Source organism: Arcanobacterium ihumii (genome assembly GCF_900604515.1).
GTDB lineage: Bacteria > Actinomycetota > Actinomycetes > Actinomycetales > Actinomycetaceae > Arcanobacterium_A > Arcanobacterium_A ihumii.
On the sequence record NZ_UWOS01000001.1, the window covers coordinates 822,388 to 838,093 of the forward strand.

General features: G+C 50.1%; 11 protein-coding genes, 3 tRNA genes and 1 pseudogene. 7 read left to right on the forward strand and 8 right to left on the reverse strand.

The window, feature by feature from the left end:
* The first annotated feature begins 49 nt into the window (after positions 1–49).
* The 3 genes from serS to EIH22_RS03685 are packed head-to-tail and all read left to right on the forward strand — an operon-like array spanning position 50 to position 4,785.
* A complete protein-coding gene (serS, locus tag EIH22_RS03675) occupies positions 50–1,327 on the forward strand; it encodes a serine--tRNA ligase (protein ID WP_124054434.1) in 1,278 nt (425 codons plus the stop codon).
* Entirely contained in the window at positions 1,324–2,244 is a 921-nt protein-coding gene (locus EIH22_RS03680; protein ID WP_235001759.1) for an HAD family hydrolase, read from the forward strand. The genes serS and EIH22_RS03680 overlap by 4 nt, the downstream gene beginning before the upstream one ends.
* A 15-nt stretch (positions 2,245–2,259) precedes the next feature.
* Positions 2,260–4,785, forward strand: coding sequence for a hypothetical protein (locus EIH22_RS03685; RefSeq protein WP_124054435.1), 2,526 nt, complete (start codon positions 2,260–2,262; stop codon positions 4,783–4,785).
* Here the strand turns inward: EIH22_RS03685 and EIH22_RS03690 are convergent.
* Positions 4,676–5,707 carry an NAD(P)H-quinone oxidoreductase gene (locus EIH22_RS03690; protein ID WP_124054436.1) on the reverse strand — a complete coding sequence of 344 codons (1,032 nt, stop codon included), beginning with the start codon at positions 5,705–5,707 and terminating at the stop codon, positions 4,676–4,678. The genes EIH22_RS03685 and EIH22_RS03690 overlap by 110 nt on opposite strands.
* A 151-nt stretch (positions 5,708–5,858) precedes the next feature.
* Between EIH22_RS03690 and EIH22_RS03695 the strand changes: the two genes are divergently transcribed.
* Positions 5,859–5,946, forward strand: a tRNA-Ser gene (locus EIH22_RS03695).
* A gap of 42 nt (positions 5,947–5,988) precedes the next feature.
* Here the strand turns inward: EIH22_RS03695 and EIH22_RS03700 are convergent.
* The gene (locus tag EIH22_RS03700; RefSeq protein ID WP_235001760.1) at positions 5,989–7,926 is read right to left on the reverse strand and encodes a solute carrier family 23 protein; all 1,938 of its coding nucleotides are present in this window, start codon (positions 7,924–7,926) and stop codon (positions 5,989–5,991) included.
* 134 nt (positions 7,927–8,060) lie between these two features.
* A pseudogene (locus EIH22_RS03705) lies at positions 8,061–9,001 on the reverse strand (nucleoside hydrolase).
* A gap of 95 nt (positions 9,002–9,096) precedes the next feature.
* Here EIH22_RS03705 and EIH22_RS03710 point away from each other — a divergent pair.
* Positions 9,097–9,185: transfer RNA gene (locus tag EIH22_RS03710), tRNA-Ser, on the forward strand.
* A 78-nt stretch (positions 9,186–9,263) separates the two neighbouring features.
* Here EIH22_RS03710 and EIH22_RS03715 read toward each other — a convergent pair.
* Positions 9,264–9,674, reverse strand: coding sequence for a DUF1801 domain-containing protein (locus EIH22_RS03715; RefSeq protein WP_148086823.1), 411 nt, complete (start codon positions 9,672–9,674; stop codon positions 9,264–9,266).
* A gap of 284 nt (positions 9,675–9,958) precedes the next feature.
* Between EIH22_RS03715 and EIH22_RS03720 the strand changes: the two genes are divergently transcribed.
* Together EIH22_RS03720 and gdhA are read left to right on the forward strand one after the other, a co-directional pair.
* Positions 9,959–10,031: transfer RNA gene (locus EIH22_RS03720), tRNA-Arg, on the forward strand.
* 239 nt (positions 10,032–10,270) lie between these two features.
* Positions 10,271–11,608 (forward strand): NADP-specific glutamate dehydrogenase, encoded by a 1,338-nt coding sequence (gdhA, locus tag EIH22_RS03725; RefSeq protein WP_124054438.1) that lies wholly within the window; start codon positions 10,271–10,273, stop codon positions 11,606–11,608.
* A 132-nt stretch (positions 11,609–11,740) separates the two neighbouring features.
* On the opposite strand, the gene EIH22_RS03730 is transcribed toward gdhA, so the two are convergent.
* From EIH22_RS03730 to EIH22_RS03745, 4 genes are all read right to left on the reverse strand, one after another.
* Positions 11,741–12,901, reverse strand: a complete 1,161-nt coding sequence (locus tag EIH22_RS03730; RefSeq protein ID WP_124054439.1) for an LL-diaminopimelate aminotransferase — start codon at positions 12,899–12,901, stop codon at positions 11,741–11,743.
* A gap of 9 nt (positions 12,902–12,910) precedes the next feature.
* Positions 12,911–13,825: a diaminopimelate epimerase gene (gene dapF, locus EIH22_RS03735; protein ID WP_200829160.1), complete on the reverse strand. Its 915-nt coding sequence runs from the start codon at positions 13,823–13,825 to the stop codon at positions 12,911–12,913.
* 99 nt (positions 13,826–13,924) lie between these two features.
* Entirely contained in the window at positions 13,925–14,464 is a 540-nt protein-coding gene (locus EIH22_RS03740) for a GNAT family N-acetyltransferase (RefSeq protein WP_124054440.1), read from the reverse strand.
* A gap of 28 nt (positions 14,465–14,492) precedes the next feature.
* On the reverse strand, positions 14,493–15,662 hold the full coding sequence (locus tag EIH22_RS03745) for a methyltransferase domain-containing protein (protein ID WP_235001761.1): 1,170 nt from the start codon (positions 15,660–15,662) through the stop codon (positions 14,493–14,495).
* Between the last annotated feature and the right edge of the window lie 44 nt (positions 15,663–15,706).

Genomic DNA, 15,706 nt, shown 5'->3' on the forward strand with positions numbered 1-15,706 from the left:
TCGGCGCGCAAATTCGCATGACGTCACCGGTAGCGCATATCCTTATTACATGATCGACATCCGTATTATTCGTGAAAATCCTGAGGCTGTACGTGCCTCGCAACGTGCTCGTGGCGCAGATGAAACCGTAATAGATCTCATTTTGGACGCTGACGAAAAGCGCCGCAAAGCGCTTCAAGCTTTCGAAGATTTACGTTCAGAACAGAAATCTCTTTCACGAACAATCGGAAAGGCCTCTCCTGAGGATCGCCCATCGATTTTAGCTCAGGCAAAGGAGCTCTCAGATCAAGTTAAGGTACTTGAAGGTGAATCTAATGCCGCCGACCAAACATTCACCGAGGCCATGTTAAAGCTTCCTAACCTGATTGAAGACGGCGTTCCTTCCGGTGGCGAAGACGATTACGTTGTTCTCAAACATGTGGGTGAACCTCGTGATTTCACAGCTGAAGGCTTCGATCCGAAGGATCACCTCGATATCGCCGAAGGCATCGACGCCGTGGACATGGCTCGCGGGACCAAGGTTTCAGGATCGCGTTTCTACTATCTCAAAGGCACAGGCGCACGTCTGGAACTCGCACTTCTTACTGCAGCTGCCGATCAAGCTGAGAAGTACGGTTTTACCTTGCTCACTACACCAACTTTAGTTAACCCAGATATCATGGGCGGAACCGGATTCTTGGGCGCCCATGCGGATGAAATTTACTACCTCCCAGCTGACGACCTCTACCTCACCGGCACTTCCGAAGTAGCGCTTGCCGGCTTCCACAAAGATGAAATCGTCGATCTTTCCAATGGTCCGTTGCGCTACGCTGGATGGTCCACCTGTTACCGCCGCGAAGCTGGTTCATACGGAAAGGATACCCGCGGAATTATCCGCGTTCATCAGTTCAATAAAGTTGAGATGTTCTCCTACTGTGATCCTGCCGATGCGCGTGAAGAACACCAGCGTTTCCTTGCTTGGGAAGAAGAGATGATCGGAAAGGCAGAATTACCTTATCGAGTTATCAACACTGCAGCCGGCGACCTTGGCTCATCCGCGGCTCAAAAGTTCGATTGTGAAGCGTGGCTACCAACTCAGAACCGCTACATGGAAGTCACTTCTACCTCGAACTGCACTACATTCCAGGCACGTCGTTTGAACACCCGTTACCGCACCGAAAATGGTACCTCCGCCGTCGCTACCTTGAACGGCACCTTGGCAACCACGCGCTGGCTGGTAGCTATGTTTGAAAACCACCAACAGGCTGACGGTTCACTTTATATCCCAGAAGCTTTGCGCCCATATATGGGTGGCCGTGAAGTAATTGAGCCGATAGCTACAAAGTGAATATAGCGCAGTCTAGCTTCCACGTCCCTGCCACACCGTGGCAGGGTGCCGTTGTGGATGCTTCGCTACCGGCCGCCGGCCCCGAGCTCTTAGTAGCTCTTGATATCGACGGCACAATTCTTCACCACAACACTTCACTGTCTCCTCGAGTGAAAAAAGCTATTTTGACTCATCTTGAAGTCGGAACCCACGTGGTTATCGCTACGGGACGTGGTATTTCTGGTGCTCAGATCGCTATGCAACAACTCGATTACGATCACGGATACGCGGTTTGCTCTAACGGCGCAATCATGTTGAGTGTTGGGGACATAACCCCTCCCGTACCGGTAACTCCGGTTGCCGACGCCGTATGCGAACCTTTCCCCCAAGTGTCATTGATCGGATCCAACACCTTTGACCCATCCCATGAGATCGATGTCATTGCTAAAGCTTTACCCGAGGCAATTATGGCTGTGGAAACACTAGATCAAGTTCGCAAAATTACGGATGAATTTCCACCTGGCGAACTCACGGGTGATTCACGAATCGTTCCGGTATCTGAGCTCTCTGATCACGCCGCTACACGACTCACGGTTCGCGCCCCTCACCTCACAGCAACTGAGCTCCTTGAAGCAGTTAATAATCTGGGCTTACATGGCGTTGAATACGCGGTGGGATGGTCGGCATGGATGGATGTTGCACCTGAAGGGATTTCGAAAGCTGTTGGCTTAGAGCAGGTTCGGAAACTGCTCGGGGTTTCTTCAACTGCAACGGTCGCCGTTGGTGATTCTGGAAACGATTGCGAAATGCTGGCCTGGGCTCACCTAGGTATTGCGATGGGAAATTCACCCGATTACGTAGCTTCCTACGCTAAAGCAAAAACCGAGGATGTGGCTATGGACGGTTGTGCGCTCATTCTCGAAGCCTTGCTGGATTAGTTTGTTGGACTAGCTATGTTTTCCAAGTCCCACACTGAACATTCAGCTCGGCGCACTTCCGTGACTCTGGTCCGTTTCGTACTTTCTTTATTCGGATTCATTCTTGGCTTCTTTACGATTTCTGCTTTTCAACCCGCATTTGCCAACGGCGCTAGCATTGCAAGTCTGAAAATGGGTTCCGGTCCGGTGGTGGCGATTGGTCCAAAGGCGGTTACAACCCCTAACGCTCCCACACAACCGAGGCCTTCCGTCGTCGTCATTTTGACCGATTCAATAAACTGGGATTACATCAACCCAAGCGATACACCGGCACTTTCACGCTGGGCCGCAGCCGGAACGATGTTTAACATTATTCCACTGTCAATCTCTGACTGGACCTGCCCAGTTGATGTGTCGATTGCAATGGGTGCCGGTGGAAAACTTTCAGACTCCTCTGTTTCGCGAAAACCGACGTGCCTTGGACCAAGTGTATCCCCTAGCACGGAGCTCCTTAACTGGGGTGCAATTTCGATATCTGCCGCTACCGAATCACCTCATCTCGTACCAGGAGCTGTGGGAACGATCCTCGAATCCCACGGAGTAGACGTGGCTGCAATCGGGACGCAGGCCGGCATCGTATTGGCTAATCGGCAAGGAAAAGCGCCAAAGACGTACGAAGATGCCGCTCTTGGAAACGATCTGCTAGCTGAACAGGTCCATCGGTCTTCACTCAAGCACCAGTTCACGGTGGTTGACGCTTCGCAATCGAACTTCGTACTTGATCCAGATCGTCAATCAGCGGCCAGCGAGAAATCTGTGTTCATTACGCGCCTGCCACTCAACGACCCGGAATCAACGCCAGGCTTGGATTTCTTCCCCGCCCAGATTTATCGCGATACCCAGGCAAAGAACAACGTTATACGCGCAGAGCAGATCCTTTCCCAGATAGATCCTGGTACCACGGTTTTGTTTGCCTCGGTTCAAGGCTTAGGTGCCGCCGAATCCATGCAAGCCGGATTCCTATCGAACGGCATCGCCAGGGATTCTAAGCAAGGTGGAAACACGTCAGTGGCAGACGCACTTGGATGGACTCCTCAAGTACGTCAAAACGGAAACATCAGCTTCACATCTTTAATTCCGACGGCATTCGAGCAGCTCCGTACAATGAAGCTCCTCCCAGAAGCATTACCCACCGACGAAATCAAGCTATCTGGTGCGCCGGTTCAATCCGTTTCCGCTGGTAAGGCGAACTCCTGCGCCAAGGACACCTGTTTCCATGAACGCCGTATGCTCCTTCAAGATAGCGCTCTTCAGGCTGCGGAAATTCGTAAAGTTCGGGGTGGATTTTACGCGGAAATGACGTGGTCAACAATCATATACGTTGTTGCCGCAACTCTTTTCCTTATCCCGCTTTTCCGCAACACAGATAGCGACGTCGATCAATCGCCTTCTCGTTGGGCTCGACTGAGCACGGCGGTAGTTCGCAAGCTTCAGTTCCTTTCTCTAAGCCTTCGTAAACGTTGGGTTGCAAATACGCTCAGCATCATCGGACTAACCATTTCCAGTGTGCCAATCGCTTCACACCTTGTGACCATGACTTATAGCTGGTGGCAGGCGGCGAAACCACAATCAGCAGTTATCTACTCAACATGGACACTTGCCCTGATCATCGGGTTGGTAGCTTTCACCTTGTTTAGGTTCAATATCTGGCTTCCGGCGGTGGCGATTGCCTCGCTCACCGGTGTCTTACTTACGGTGGATGTTGCCACCGGAGCTAAAGTTCTTTCCGATTCCCCGATGGGCTTCAATACCTTGCTTGGCGCGCGCTTCTATGGGCTCGGAAACGAGGCATTTGCTCTGCTTTCTACCGGAATGTTTGTTCTTGCTGGCTTTGTGGCCTCACAGTTCCTTCGGCGTGGCTGGAACCGGATCGCCGTGGCTTTAGTTGCGGGCACTCTACCACTTATCTCCTCGATAATTGGTGTATGGCCAACTATGGGTGCAGATTTCGGTGGTGCATTAGCTTATGTTCCTTCGATCGCCGTCTTCATCATGCTAGTCAGTGGAAAACTGCCATCAATGAAGAAATTGCTCCTCTTCGCAGTATGCGCCGCGGTAGCATCCTTCGGAACTGCGCTGATTGACTGGATGCGACCGGTCGATTCACGAACCCACCTAGGTAATTTCGTTCAATCCATCATCGACGGCGAAGCCTGGGAGATCATCAGCCGTAAGATCGGAGTCAATCTTCGATTGCTCGTTACTTCGACGCACCGCTGGGTAGTTCTAACAGGGATTATCTTTGTTCTGATGGTGGTGATCCCAGCTTTAAAGCAGCGCTACCACGAAAGCACTAAGTCAATTGAGGTATGCACCCTCACCGCCATCGCCACCTGTTTAACCATTGCTTTCGTAGTGAACGATTCGGGAATCGTTTTACCTGGTATGGGAGCTATTCTTCTCCTTCCTGCACTTTCAGCAGGACTTTTCCAAATACCTCACCTCGACCAAGTGCATCATGCGCTTCCTGAACTTCATCAAATGCATAAACTCGATCGATAACGGGGCGGATTTTTCCGCACTCAACTAGCGGAACAATTTCACGGCCAACGCGTTGTTGAACTTCGATTCGATCTTGAAGATGCCGCGAGCGCAAGGTTGTACCAATAATCGAACCACGCCGCGCCATCAGTCGAGTTAGATTGAAAGTTGGACGTGTACCACCCTGGGTTCCGATAATGACTATCCGCCCGCCGTCGGCAAGTGTGCGGATATTCGCATCCAAAGTTGACTCTCCCATGACGTCAAGGACGACGTCGATCCCAGGGTTTTTACTTCTCTCTATATCGGTCGTGGATTCTTTCATAATCCAAGCGCAGAGATCTTTTTCCTCGGTAAACGCATGGTAATCAGTTACATGGTGAGCACCCAAGGAGAGTAACTTTCGAGCTCGGTCTTCACTTCCCGCCGTCGCAAACACTTCAGCACCAAAAGCAGATGCTATCTGGATTGCGTGGGAACCGACGCCGCCTGATCCACCGTGAATCAGTGTACGTTTTCCAGCGAAGAGTCCACCGACCATCACAAGGTTGGAATATGCGGTTGCGAACGCTTCAGGAAAACTAGCAGCTTCAATAAGCGATAAATTAGCTGGAGCCAGGTAGGCAAGTTGTACGTTGACTACTACATACTCTGCATATCCACCACCTTGGAGCAGAGCTGCTACCGGAGTACCAACACTAGTGACAGGCAGTTTCTTAAGATGTGGATCAAGCTGGCCAACGGCGTCGACGACGCCCGAAACTTCGAGACCAAGAATATCCGAGGCGCCTGCAGGCGGAGGGTACTTTCCTTCGGCTTGGAGAAGGTCTGCACGATTCACTCCCGCGGCTACAACTCTAATTCGGATCTCATTGTGGCCCGGGATGGGTATCGGTGCTGACTCAAAGACAAGGTGATTATTGACTGCTTTTACAACCTTCATTCTTCTATCTTGCACTGTGATCTAATACGAGGAAAACCGATTTCGCCCTATCGGAGTTTTAACTTTAAGAAAATTCGTTTAGAATCAGAAAGCACGTTCTGAGAACGCGTTACAGAATCAAAGATTTGGATGCGTTTCTCGTTTTGTGTAAGGAGAGTTGTCAGAGCGGCCGAATGAGCTGGTCTTGAAAACCAGTATGCGGCGACCCCGCATCGGGGGTTCGAATCCCCCACTCTCCGCTAAAGGTCCCGCCAATCATTGAATTGGCGGGACCTTTTAACTCAGTGGTTAGCCTCCCACTCACGGCGAATTGGATTCGCATCACGCAACAAGATATCTAGGCGATCGTTCGAAATCTCTACAACCTCAGAAATCGCCACGTTATGTTCCTGCTCTGTGGAGTTAGCAAGGCGACGGACTCCGTTATGAATAATCCGAGCAACCGAATCTTCGCGGTCCAGGCGAGCTACGTATGGAAGACCAAACTTTTCCTCGTAGCGCTCTGAGAGTTCACGAAGTTCGTTCAGGTCTGCCGTGGTAGCTGAGGCGAGGGCAAGAGAACCGGTGTCCTTTGAGATGCGTGCTGCTTCGTCGTCGTCCACCGAAATCAGATCGTACATGCTTGGGTAATCCGCGATAAGGCGTTCTTGGGCGGAGACGTTAGCACGGAGCACGGACGTTTGGATCGCGGCACGTAGCTCGTGGACATCAGTAAATGGACGACTTTCCCACGCTTGAGTTAATGGCCACAGCTCGTTGTTGAAAAGGGAACGGAAGGTCTCAACGAAGGTTTCTTTGTCCATGCTGTTCACTTGGTCGAGAGAGACGGTTCGATCTCCATCGAGGGCAACAGCGGCCTTGGTTTCGGACCGATTCCCAACATGGAAGAACAGTAGGTTGAGGAAGATCGCCGTAATTGCTCCGATCGACATTCCCGAGGAAAAGAAAACCTGGGCCCAGTCGGGGAATACTTGAGAAATCGTTGGACGGAAAGTAACTAGCATCGCCAAGCCGAGTGACGTGGTAACGATGACGGCGTTGCGGTTATCTCGCATATTCGCCTTGGAAATTGTTTGCATACCAACCCAAGCCACATTAGCGAAGAGTGCGAGCGATGCACCGCCTAGGACTGGCGAAGGTATGGAGTTGACGATCGCGCCGGCCTTAGGGATTAAGCCGATGATCACCATGAGGACGCCTGAACCCGTAGCCACCCAGCGCGAACGGATCCGGGTGATTCGAACAAGTCCTACATTCTGCGCAAAACAGGTATATGGGAAGGAATTAAGGACACCACCGAGGGTAGTAGAAAGTCCATCTGCACGAATTGCCGCTGTTACGTCCTTAGCATTGATGCGTTTTCCTACAATTTCACCAGTTGCAAAGACGTCGCCAGTTGTTTCGACCATCGTAATAAGCATGACGACGATCATCGAGAGAATCGCAGTAAATGAGAAGGTAGGGATTCCGAAGTAAAACGGCGTGGTGATACCGATAACGTCTGCCGTGCCGATTGCATCGACTTTGGCTTGATTGATATCTCCTAGTACGTAAGCGATCGTGGTACCGCCAACTAAGCCGATGAGCACTGCAATTGTTCCAAGGAAGCCTTTGAAGAAACGTTGTACCAAAACGATGACGGCGAGGGTACCAAAACCATAGGCAAGGTCACGTACTGCAGGAACACCGTCGGCGTAGTTAACGAAATCATTGGTGGAAACGGCGAGAAGTGACGTTCCCATAACTAATAGAACGGTTCCTGTGACGACGGATGGGAAGAAGCGAAGGAGCTTAGCGAAGTACGGAGCTACAAAGAAAGTGAAGAGCCCCGCGATGATCACAGCGCCATAGATGAGAGGAAGTCCTTCTTTTCCGCCTTCGCCACCAGTAGCGGCGAGGCCGATTGCGATAATCGGGGCGACGGACGTGGTTGTTACGCCTTGAATAATCGGCAGGCGCACACCGATCTTTGGTCCAAGACCAGCCGACTGAATCAGTGTGGCAAGACCGCAGGTGAAGAGGTCGGCATTAATGAGATGTATGGTGGTTTGAGCATCAAGTTTAAGAGATGACGCAATCAATAGTGGAACGATTACTGCACCGGCATAAAATGCCAGCACGTGTTGAATAGAAAGAAGAGTGAGTTTAGGAGCTGCTGGAACAGCATTGATAGGATCAACGATGCGATTTGGTGCTTTCGTGGTATTAGTCTTTATCACGTAAAAATACTAAGTCCCTAAAAGCCGTCGAAACGAAAACAAAACAGTAACTGAGACGGTTTTGTTCAAGATCTGGGAAACAAAGCGGGGACCTCTAACCGAGAGCCCCGCTCGCTCCTTTACGAACAAATTAGCTATTTAGAAATCGCCCGAATCGAATCAATCACCAACTCCCAGAAACGATCAAAGTCCAGTTCAAGACCTATAGAGGTACGGCAGGAATCGTCAGTCAATTGACGGAAATCAACGACGGTTCTACCCGCCGTCAAGTTCCCTAGTGTTTCGATTTCAACCGGAACACGGACGGTTTTCACGATCGAGGGATCAATACAATATGCAACCGCACAGGGGTCATGAACCGGCGGTTCATTCATTCCGAACGTTCCCACATGCGACTCAGTAAAGAAAGCAAAAAGGTCAAGGACAAACTGGGAGATTTCCGTGCCCACCTCTGCAATCTTTTTGGTTACGACGTCGTTCACAACAGCTTGGTGGGTGACATCCAGACCGATCATGACCACCGGCCAATCAGCGGTAAATACGATCTGAGCAGCTTCTGGATCTGCCCAGATATTAAATTCAGCCGACGGTGACCAGTTTCCCGTGCAATATTCGTTAGCGGTCCAGTTGGAACCAAAGTTACCTCACCAGGCTCGTGAACCATCACCGTTTCAATGATGAGGTCAACACCATGGCGAGAATCGAGCTCAATCGGTTCAGGAAGGATGACGCCGTCCAGTCCCGATTCGCCGTGGATCGATGGAGCATTATGGGGATCACGGATTAGCGGGCGAGCACAGCCAGCCGCAACTGGAACTCCGGTAATACCGTAGAGCCTAGCCAACGCGGTCGCATTGCGAGTGACTTTTTCGAGTGTTTGGTTTCCACCCACAGTAGTAACTGCGAGTAGATCAATCATTGGCGATCCATGTGCTAAGAGCAAAGCGATGGCATCATCATGCCCAGGATCGCAGTCCAGGATTATTTTTCTAGGAATCTTGTTGGTTGTGAAACCAAGGGAGTCATCTACAGCGATACGTGGATCACGGGTGAAATCTCGATACTGTCCATTCATAGAGCAACCGTATCACCGTGCTTGATGTCTCGTTGCACCTAGAACCGTCAATTGGTGAGTGAGAGCATGATCCGCTATTATTTCTATTTGTAGATGGAGACGTGGCTGAGTGGCCGAAAGCGCTCCCCTGCTAAGGGAGTAGTCGCCTAAAAGCGGCTCGCGGGTTCAAATCCCGCCGTCTCCGCTGGTAAGGTGCTCCGCCGAATTGATGATTCGGCGGAGCACCTTTTACATTCATTCCTCACCATAGGGTTGAAAGAGATTATCCCTCAGAAATCGAGCAATCTTCCCAAGCATATGTGATGAGGTCTTCCAGAACCGAACGATCTAATTCATCCAACGAATCGAAGGCAATCGATGCGCGTCCTTTGCGTACTTGACCCATTTTGGCGATAAGATCGTCGTAATGATGGGAGTACCTGCGCAGGTATAAGAAAATCTTCCTATTTCGAGGTGCAAATCCCACTTCAAGACCATCACACATACAGTTTGGGTTTTCTTTGCGGTCGAGTCTGCCGAACCCCACGATCGACGGCCCCCACATTACTGGAGCTTGACCAGTAATATCAGTCATGATTCGTGCTAATTCACAGCAGTCTTGCCGAATTTTTAAGTCGGGGATTGAACGTACAAACGTCTGAGGATCTAATGGTTGAATCATTTGCATAACCATCACATCCGCCTTCCGCTGTATTCTCGCCCAACTATTGAGCCCTGATCTCCACCGTTTTCATCCTTACTTGTATTCAATCGTTGCACATTACCCACGTTTAGTCGCGCCGAACGAATTTGTCTTGAAAATCCTTTTTCAACTACACCCCACAAAACCGGCGCAATCGCAACAAAGGATTCCATTACTCCAGCTAGACTCTAAGCAGTGTGCGCACCGCCACTCTCTAAGAATTGGCACTAACCCAGGTTTTCAATGTAGACTGAACGACGTTCCCAAGCGAACATGCGCCGATAGCTCAATGGATAGAGCACCTGACTACGGATCAGGAGGTTGGGGGTTCGAGTCCCTTTCGGCGCGCTCCGGCTCGATGGTTGACTTTATGCCCTGTCGAGCCGATTTTTATTACCTAAAACAGCTCCCAAAAACATGCAAAACCGTGAAAATACTTCTCCAAAATCAGGGAGAAATTCTTATCAATTCCTTACGTAAACCGTTCCATTTTATGGATTGTTTCAGCATCATCTTCTTTTCTGTTCTATTGTGATACTGCAGCTCCGCACCGCCGAGCAGAAAACAAACAGGTAGGAGATCTCAAGATGGATGCGTCATTAGAAATGATTTATGACGAAATGCTGCAAAGAAACGGCGAACAACCAGAATTCCAGCAAGCTGTTCGCGAGGTGATGAACAGCCTAGAACCAATCTTGGTTTCACACCCTCATTATACCGACGCCGCAATTCTTGAACGTATCGTTGAACCTGAACGCCAGATTATGTTTCGAGTCGCCTGGCAGGACGATGCTGGTATCACTCGCGTTAACCGCGGCTACCGTGTCGAATTCAACTCGGCGCTCGGCCCATACAAGGGCGGCTTGCGCTTCCATCCCACAGTCAATCTATCCGTAATTAAATTCCTTGGATTTGAACAGATCTTCAAGAATGCTCTGACCGGTCAACAAATTGGTGGCGCAAAAGGAGGATCGGATTTTGATCCTCACGGAAAGTCCGACGCCGAAATCATGCGTTTCTGCCAGGCATTCATGACCGAGCTCTACCGCCACATTGGTCCACACACAGACGTTCCAGCCGGGGACATCGGCGTCGGTGGACGCGAGATCGGCTACCTCTATGGTCAATACAAACGAATCACCAATCGTTTTGATGCCGGGGTGCTAACTGGAAAAGGAATTAATTGGGGCGGGTCACTTGCCCGTACGGAAGCTACTGGATATGGAACAGTTTTGTTTGCTCAAAACATGTTGGCAACCAAGGGCGAGGTTTTAGAGGGTAAGACTGTTGCAATTTCAGGTGCTGGAAATGTGGCGATCTATGCTGTTGAAAAAGCACAGCAACTAGGAGCAAAGGTCGTTACCGTTTCCGATTCCTCCGGAAGCATCTACGATCCTGAAGGTATCGACGTCGCCTTGTTAAAGGACGTTAAGGAAGTTCAGCGTGCTCGTATCTCAAATTACGCACAACGTCGCAGTAGCGCCGAATACCGTGACGGCGCTAAGCCATGGGGAGTTCCGGCACAGATCGCTCTACCTTGCGCAACACAAAACGAAGTTAATGCTCAGGACTTCGCCCAGATGGTCAAAGGCGGCGTGGAGTTGATCGCAGAAGGTGCGAATATGCCACTCACACATGCGGCTATTGAAGAAGCAAAAGCAGCTAAAGTGCTATATGCCCCCGGGAAGGCGGCAAACGCTGGCGGTGTGGCAACGTCTGCACTTGAGATGCAACAAAACGATGGCCAGACCCAGTGGACTTTTGCCAAGGTCGAAGAAAAGCTCGAACAAATTATGGCTAATATCCATGACACCTGCTTGGAAGCTTCGGAGCAAGCTGGGCAACCAGGCGACTACCAGGTAGGAGCCAATGTTGCTGGCTTTATCAAAGTAGCTAACGCGATGATCGACCAAGGAATTATGTAACGCTTGTTAGTAAACAAACATCTAAACTAAAACCAAAAGAGTCTCCCTGAAAGCAAGATTGAAACATCTAACCTTGCTTTCAGGGAGACTCTATCCTAGTGACACTTCCTATGCAGGTGAGCACTCTTTTTGTTAAGCCATTGCTTCACGCATGCGCTCAACTGCTTCAAGCAATCGATCATCTGGCGTGGTCAAAGAGATACGAATATAGCCTTCACCATCGGGGCCGTATCCACTGCCAGGCGTTACAATCACGTGTGCCTTCTCAAGTAGCTTTGTAGCGAAAGATTCCGACGTTTCACCTTCAGGAACACGTGCCCATACATAAATAGTTGCTTTTGGTGGTTCGACCGTCACACCAATTGAGCGTAGGGCATCAATAACTAAGTCACGGCGACGCTGGTAAATCGAATTCATCTCCGCAACAAAGCCGTCTGATTCAAGTAAAGCCACGCATCCGGCTTCTTGGATTGCGGTGAATTGACCAGAATCGAGGTTATTCTTCACCGTACCGAGAGCCTTAACAGCCTTTTCGTTTCCACAGGCGAATGCGATTCTCCAGCCAGTCATGTTGTAAGGCTTCGAAAGACTGAAGAACTCGATACATACATCTTTTGCACCAGGGCGCTCTAAGATCGACGGAGCAATATACCCATCGAAAGACAGATCCGCGTAGGCGTTGTCATGAGCAAGAAGAATATCGTGCTCCTTACAGAACGCAATCGCCTTATCTAGGTACTCCACCGGCGCAATCGCTCCGGTTGGATTATTGGGGTAGCCAAGGAACATGATCTTTGCCTTAGCAAGCACCTCATTTGGAATTCCATCAAAGTCTGCAAGGAACCCGTTCTCTTCCTTCATAGGCATGAAGTAGGTGTTTGCGCTCTGAAGCGTAGCGCCAATTGAGTAAACCGGGTAACCGATCGACGGAGCAAGCACATACTCACCCGGATTGACGAATGCAGTATGCAGGTGGGCAATACCTTCCTTTGAACCGATAAGTGCTAGTACCTCAGTCTTCGGATCAACCTCAACACCAAATCGACGCTTCATATACGTCGATGCAGCCGTGCGGAACTCTATCGAACCAGCATAATCAGGGTATTGATGGTTTTGCGGCTTTCGAATAGCCTCAGCCATTGCCTCAACAATGTGCTGCGGTGTTGGCAAATCCGGATCACCAATGCCGAGTGAAATTACGTCAATCCCTTGAGCTTTTAAAGCGTCTCGCTTACGGTCAATTTCCGCAAAGAGATAGGGCTTAATCTGGTTCAAGCATTCTGCTGTTTGCACACGCTCTCCTTAAATCGTTCCTCGATAAGATTCTGTTGCTGGACCGGTCATTTTCACCGCTCCGCCTTCTGTCCATTCAATCTTTAACATTCCACCTGGTAGCACAACATCTACCTCGCGTCCCACTCGGCCAGTTAAATATCCGCCGACGCCGGTAGCACAAGCTCCCGTACCGCAGGCAAGAGTTTCGCCAACCCCGCGTTCAAATACGCGAGTGTGGAGCAAACCGTCGCGCAACTCTACAAATTCAATATTAGATTTCTCAGAGAAAACCTCATGCGATTCTAAATACGCACCAATTCGATCAATATCCATGTTCTCAAGGGTTTTTTCACCGTTGAATAATGCATCTGGGAGTTCCTCAAAGGAATCAATAAACCAAAGAGCGTGCGGATTCCCCATTGAAATACAAGTGAAAGTAACGTCGCACCACGGTGTCTGCACTTTCAAGTCACGAACAAAAGAAGTACCAGATTCGGCATGATCAGCAACGCTCTCTTGCGGAGCTCGAACCGGAACCAACTCTGGATCGAAAATCGGCTCACCCATATTTACAGTGGCTTCCGTGAGCTTTCCGGTATCTACCGAGAATTGAAGTGGGCGCTTTCCAGCCAAAGTATCAACGGTTAATTCACCTTGCGAGGCATCCACGTAACCTTCATCAACAAGGAACTTTGCGGTACAACGTACGCCATTTCCGCACATCTGCGCTAGGGAGCCGTCGGTATTGATGTAATGCATATACCCAGCTGAACCACTATTCTTCGGAGGTTGAACCACGATCACGCCGTCAGCACCAATACCAAAATGCCGGTCGCAAAGAGCACGCACTTGAGCCGGATCAACGTCCACGTTGCCCTTCATCCCGTCGATAACCACAAAATCGTTACCTAAACCGTGCAGCTTGATAAAGTCGATACTCATCGTGAAATCCCTTTAGCTTAGCCGAATTAATAAAACCTATTGGTGAAAGTCTTACAGGCTTTGCGTCATTTCGCCGAGTAGTTCAGCGTATGGACGAAATCACTGGAGCATAGCCCACTCTTCTTTAGTAAGTACCGAGACGTGGCTAATTCGCTTTTCACCTAAAAGTGGCACATCCATATCGTGCTTTGTCTCTACAAACCGGAACCCGAGTTTCTCTTGTACACGCTTGGATTTTTCGTTTCCTTCGAAGTAGCAACACCGCATTTGGCGCATTCCCAAATCTTCGAAACCATGGCGAATCAGCTCCTCACAGGCCTCAGGGATGTACCCCTTCCCCCAGTACGCTTGACCAATCCAATAACCGAGTTCGCATTCATCCGAACGCTCAGCGCTATCTGAGACATCAGCCAATTTCAACCCCATGCTCCCAATCGGAGCATTTGAACCTTTCAAGCACACTGCGTAGGTTTCAGGGTCTTTTAAAACGTTTCGAATAACTTCAACACTTTCATCTACCGACTGATGCGGCGGCCAGCCGCACGGAAGACCTACCAAAGGATCGCGGGCATGTTTAAACAGCTCCTGAGCATCCGTTTCTTCCCATTCACGCAGAACCAGGCGTTCTGTTTCCAACATCGTTTAACTCCTCCACAATCACTGAAATTTAATGAATACTATAAACCCGCTCTAGTAGCACGATAGTTTCAAAGTGATTGGTATGCGGGAACATATCTACAACCTGTGCATAACGCACACGAAAATCCTGCATGTGAACAAGATCAACCGAAAGACTTTGCGCATTGCAAGACGAATAAATAATTCGCTCAACTCCAGAATCGTTCAACCACCTAGCCAATTCATCACCAATTCCCCGACGTGGCGGATTCACAACTACCAAGTCCGGAATCTCGCTTTGTTTCTTTACCCACTGCGTGGCATCAGCAGCAACAAACGAGATTTCTACACCCTTCATCGACTGGGCATGTTTGTTACCGGCAGCGACGGCGTCTTCCGAGGTTTCGACGCCGGTCACACGTGTAACTCCTGCATGGGCGAGGGCAAAAGCAAAACCACCGATTCCACAGTAAAGATCCCAGGCGTTTTCTGCACCCGCAGCCCACTGAGCTGCCCGCCGATAGAGCTCCTCAGCCATCTCAGTGTTCGTCTGGAAGAACGACTGGGGCCGAAGCTCAAGCTCGAGCGAGGCAACACCGTCGTCTATTTCCGTCGCTGGATCAGAAATAACAACAGGCATCGGCATCGAGACGCGGTCACTGATCAGAATTTCTTCATTACCTTCGATTACCGCCTTATGCTCGGGCTGAACATTCACTGAGCACACCGATAGCATTGGGACTAATTCGCGTAGGCGATCATATTTCTTAAAGAAAATTCCTTGGGCACCTCGGCGCCGAACCACAAAGCGAAGCATCAGATCTCCCGAAGGTGACTCCACTACAATCACGTATTTAAGAACGCCCTGATCTGTGACAGGGTTATAGGGCTGAAGCTCGCACTCCTTAATGAATTGAGTAAGCGCGGGAGTAGCGGCACGAATACCCGTCGTTGGTAGCGGGCAGTCGCGAAGGTCGACGCCGGGTACACCGTTACCTCCAAACTCACGAGCCGATCGACCATCGTTATACACAGGAGAAAATTGCTCACGAACCATTGGCGCCGCAATTCCAAGCTGTGGCTTTGAAACTGATCCGGTAACCACCAGCTTCACTTTGTTTCGAAAAGACTCCGTGCGCGAACGAGCAGTTGAAAGCCACTCACTTGCGTCAATCAAATCGTATGCAACCTGTTCCTTAACCTGAAGCTGCTCGGGCATGGGCACGTCAAGGTTCGTGCATGATCTACACAAGCCTTCTCGAA

What these genes read in the sequence shown, in the direction of transcription:
- serS (WP_124054434.1), top strand. Translation starts at nt 50, where the DNA reads ATGATCGACATCCGTATTATTCGTGAAAATCCTGAGGCTGTACGTGCC.
- EIH22_RS03685 (WP_124054435.1), top strand. Translation starts at nt 2,260, where the DNA reads ATGTTTTCCAAGTCCCACACTGAACATTCAGCTCGGCGCACTTCCGTG.
- EIH22_RS03690 (WP_124054436.1), bottom strand. Translation starts at nt 5,707, where the DNA reads ATGAAGGTTGTAAAAGCAGTCAATAATCACCTTGTCTTTGAGTCAGCA.
- EIH22_RS03715 (WP_148086823.1), bottom strand. Translation starts at nt 9,674, where the DNA reads ATGGTTATGCAAATGATTCAACCATTAGATCCTCAGACGTTTGTACGT.
- gdhA (WP_124054438.1), top strand. Translation starts at nt 10,271, where the DNA reads ATGGATGCGTCATTAGAAATGATTTATGACGAAATGCTGCAAAGAAAC.
- dapF (WP_200829160.1), bottom strand. Translation starts at nt 13,825, where the DNA reads ATGAGTATCGACTTTATCAAGCTGCACGGTTTAGGTAACGATTTTGTG.
- EIH22_RS03740 (WP_124054440.1), bottom strand. Translation starts at nt 14,464, where the DNA reads ATGTTGGAAACAGAACGCCTGGTTCTGCGTGAATGGGAAGAAACGGAT.
- EIH22_RS03745 (WP_235001761.1), bottom strand. Translation starts at nt 15,662, where the DNA reads ATGCCCGAGCAGCTTCAGGTTAAGGAACAGGTTGCATACGATTTGATT.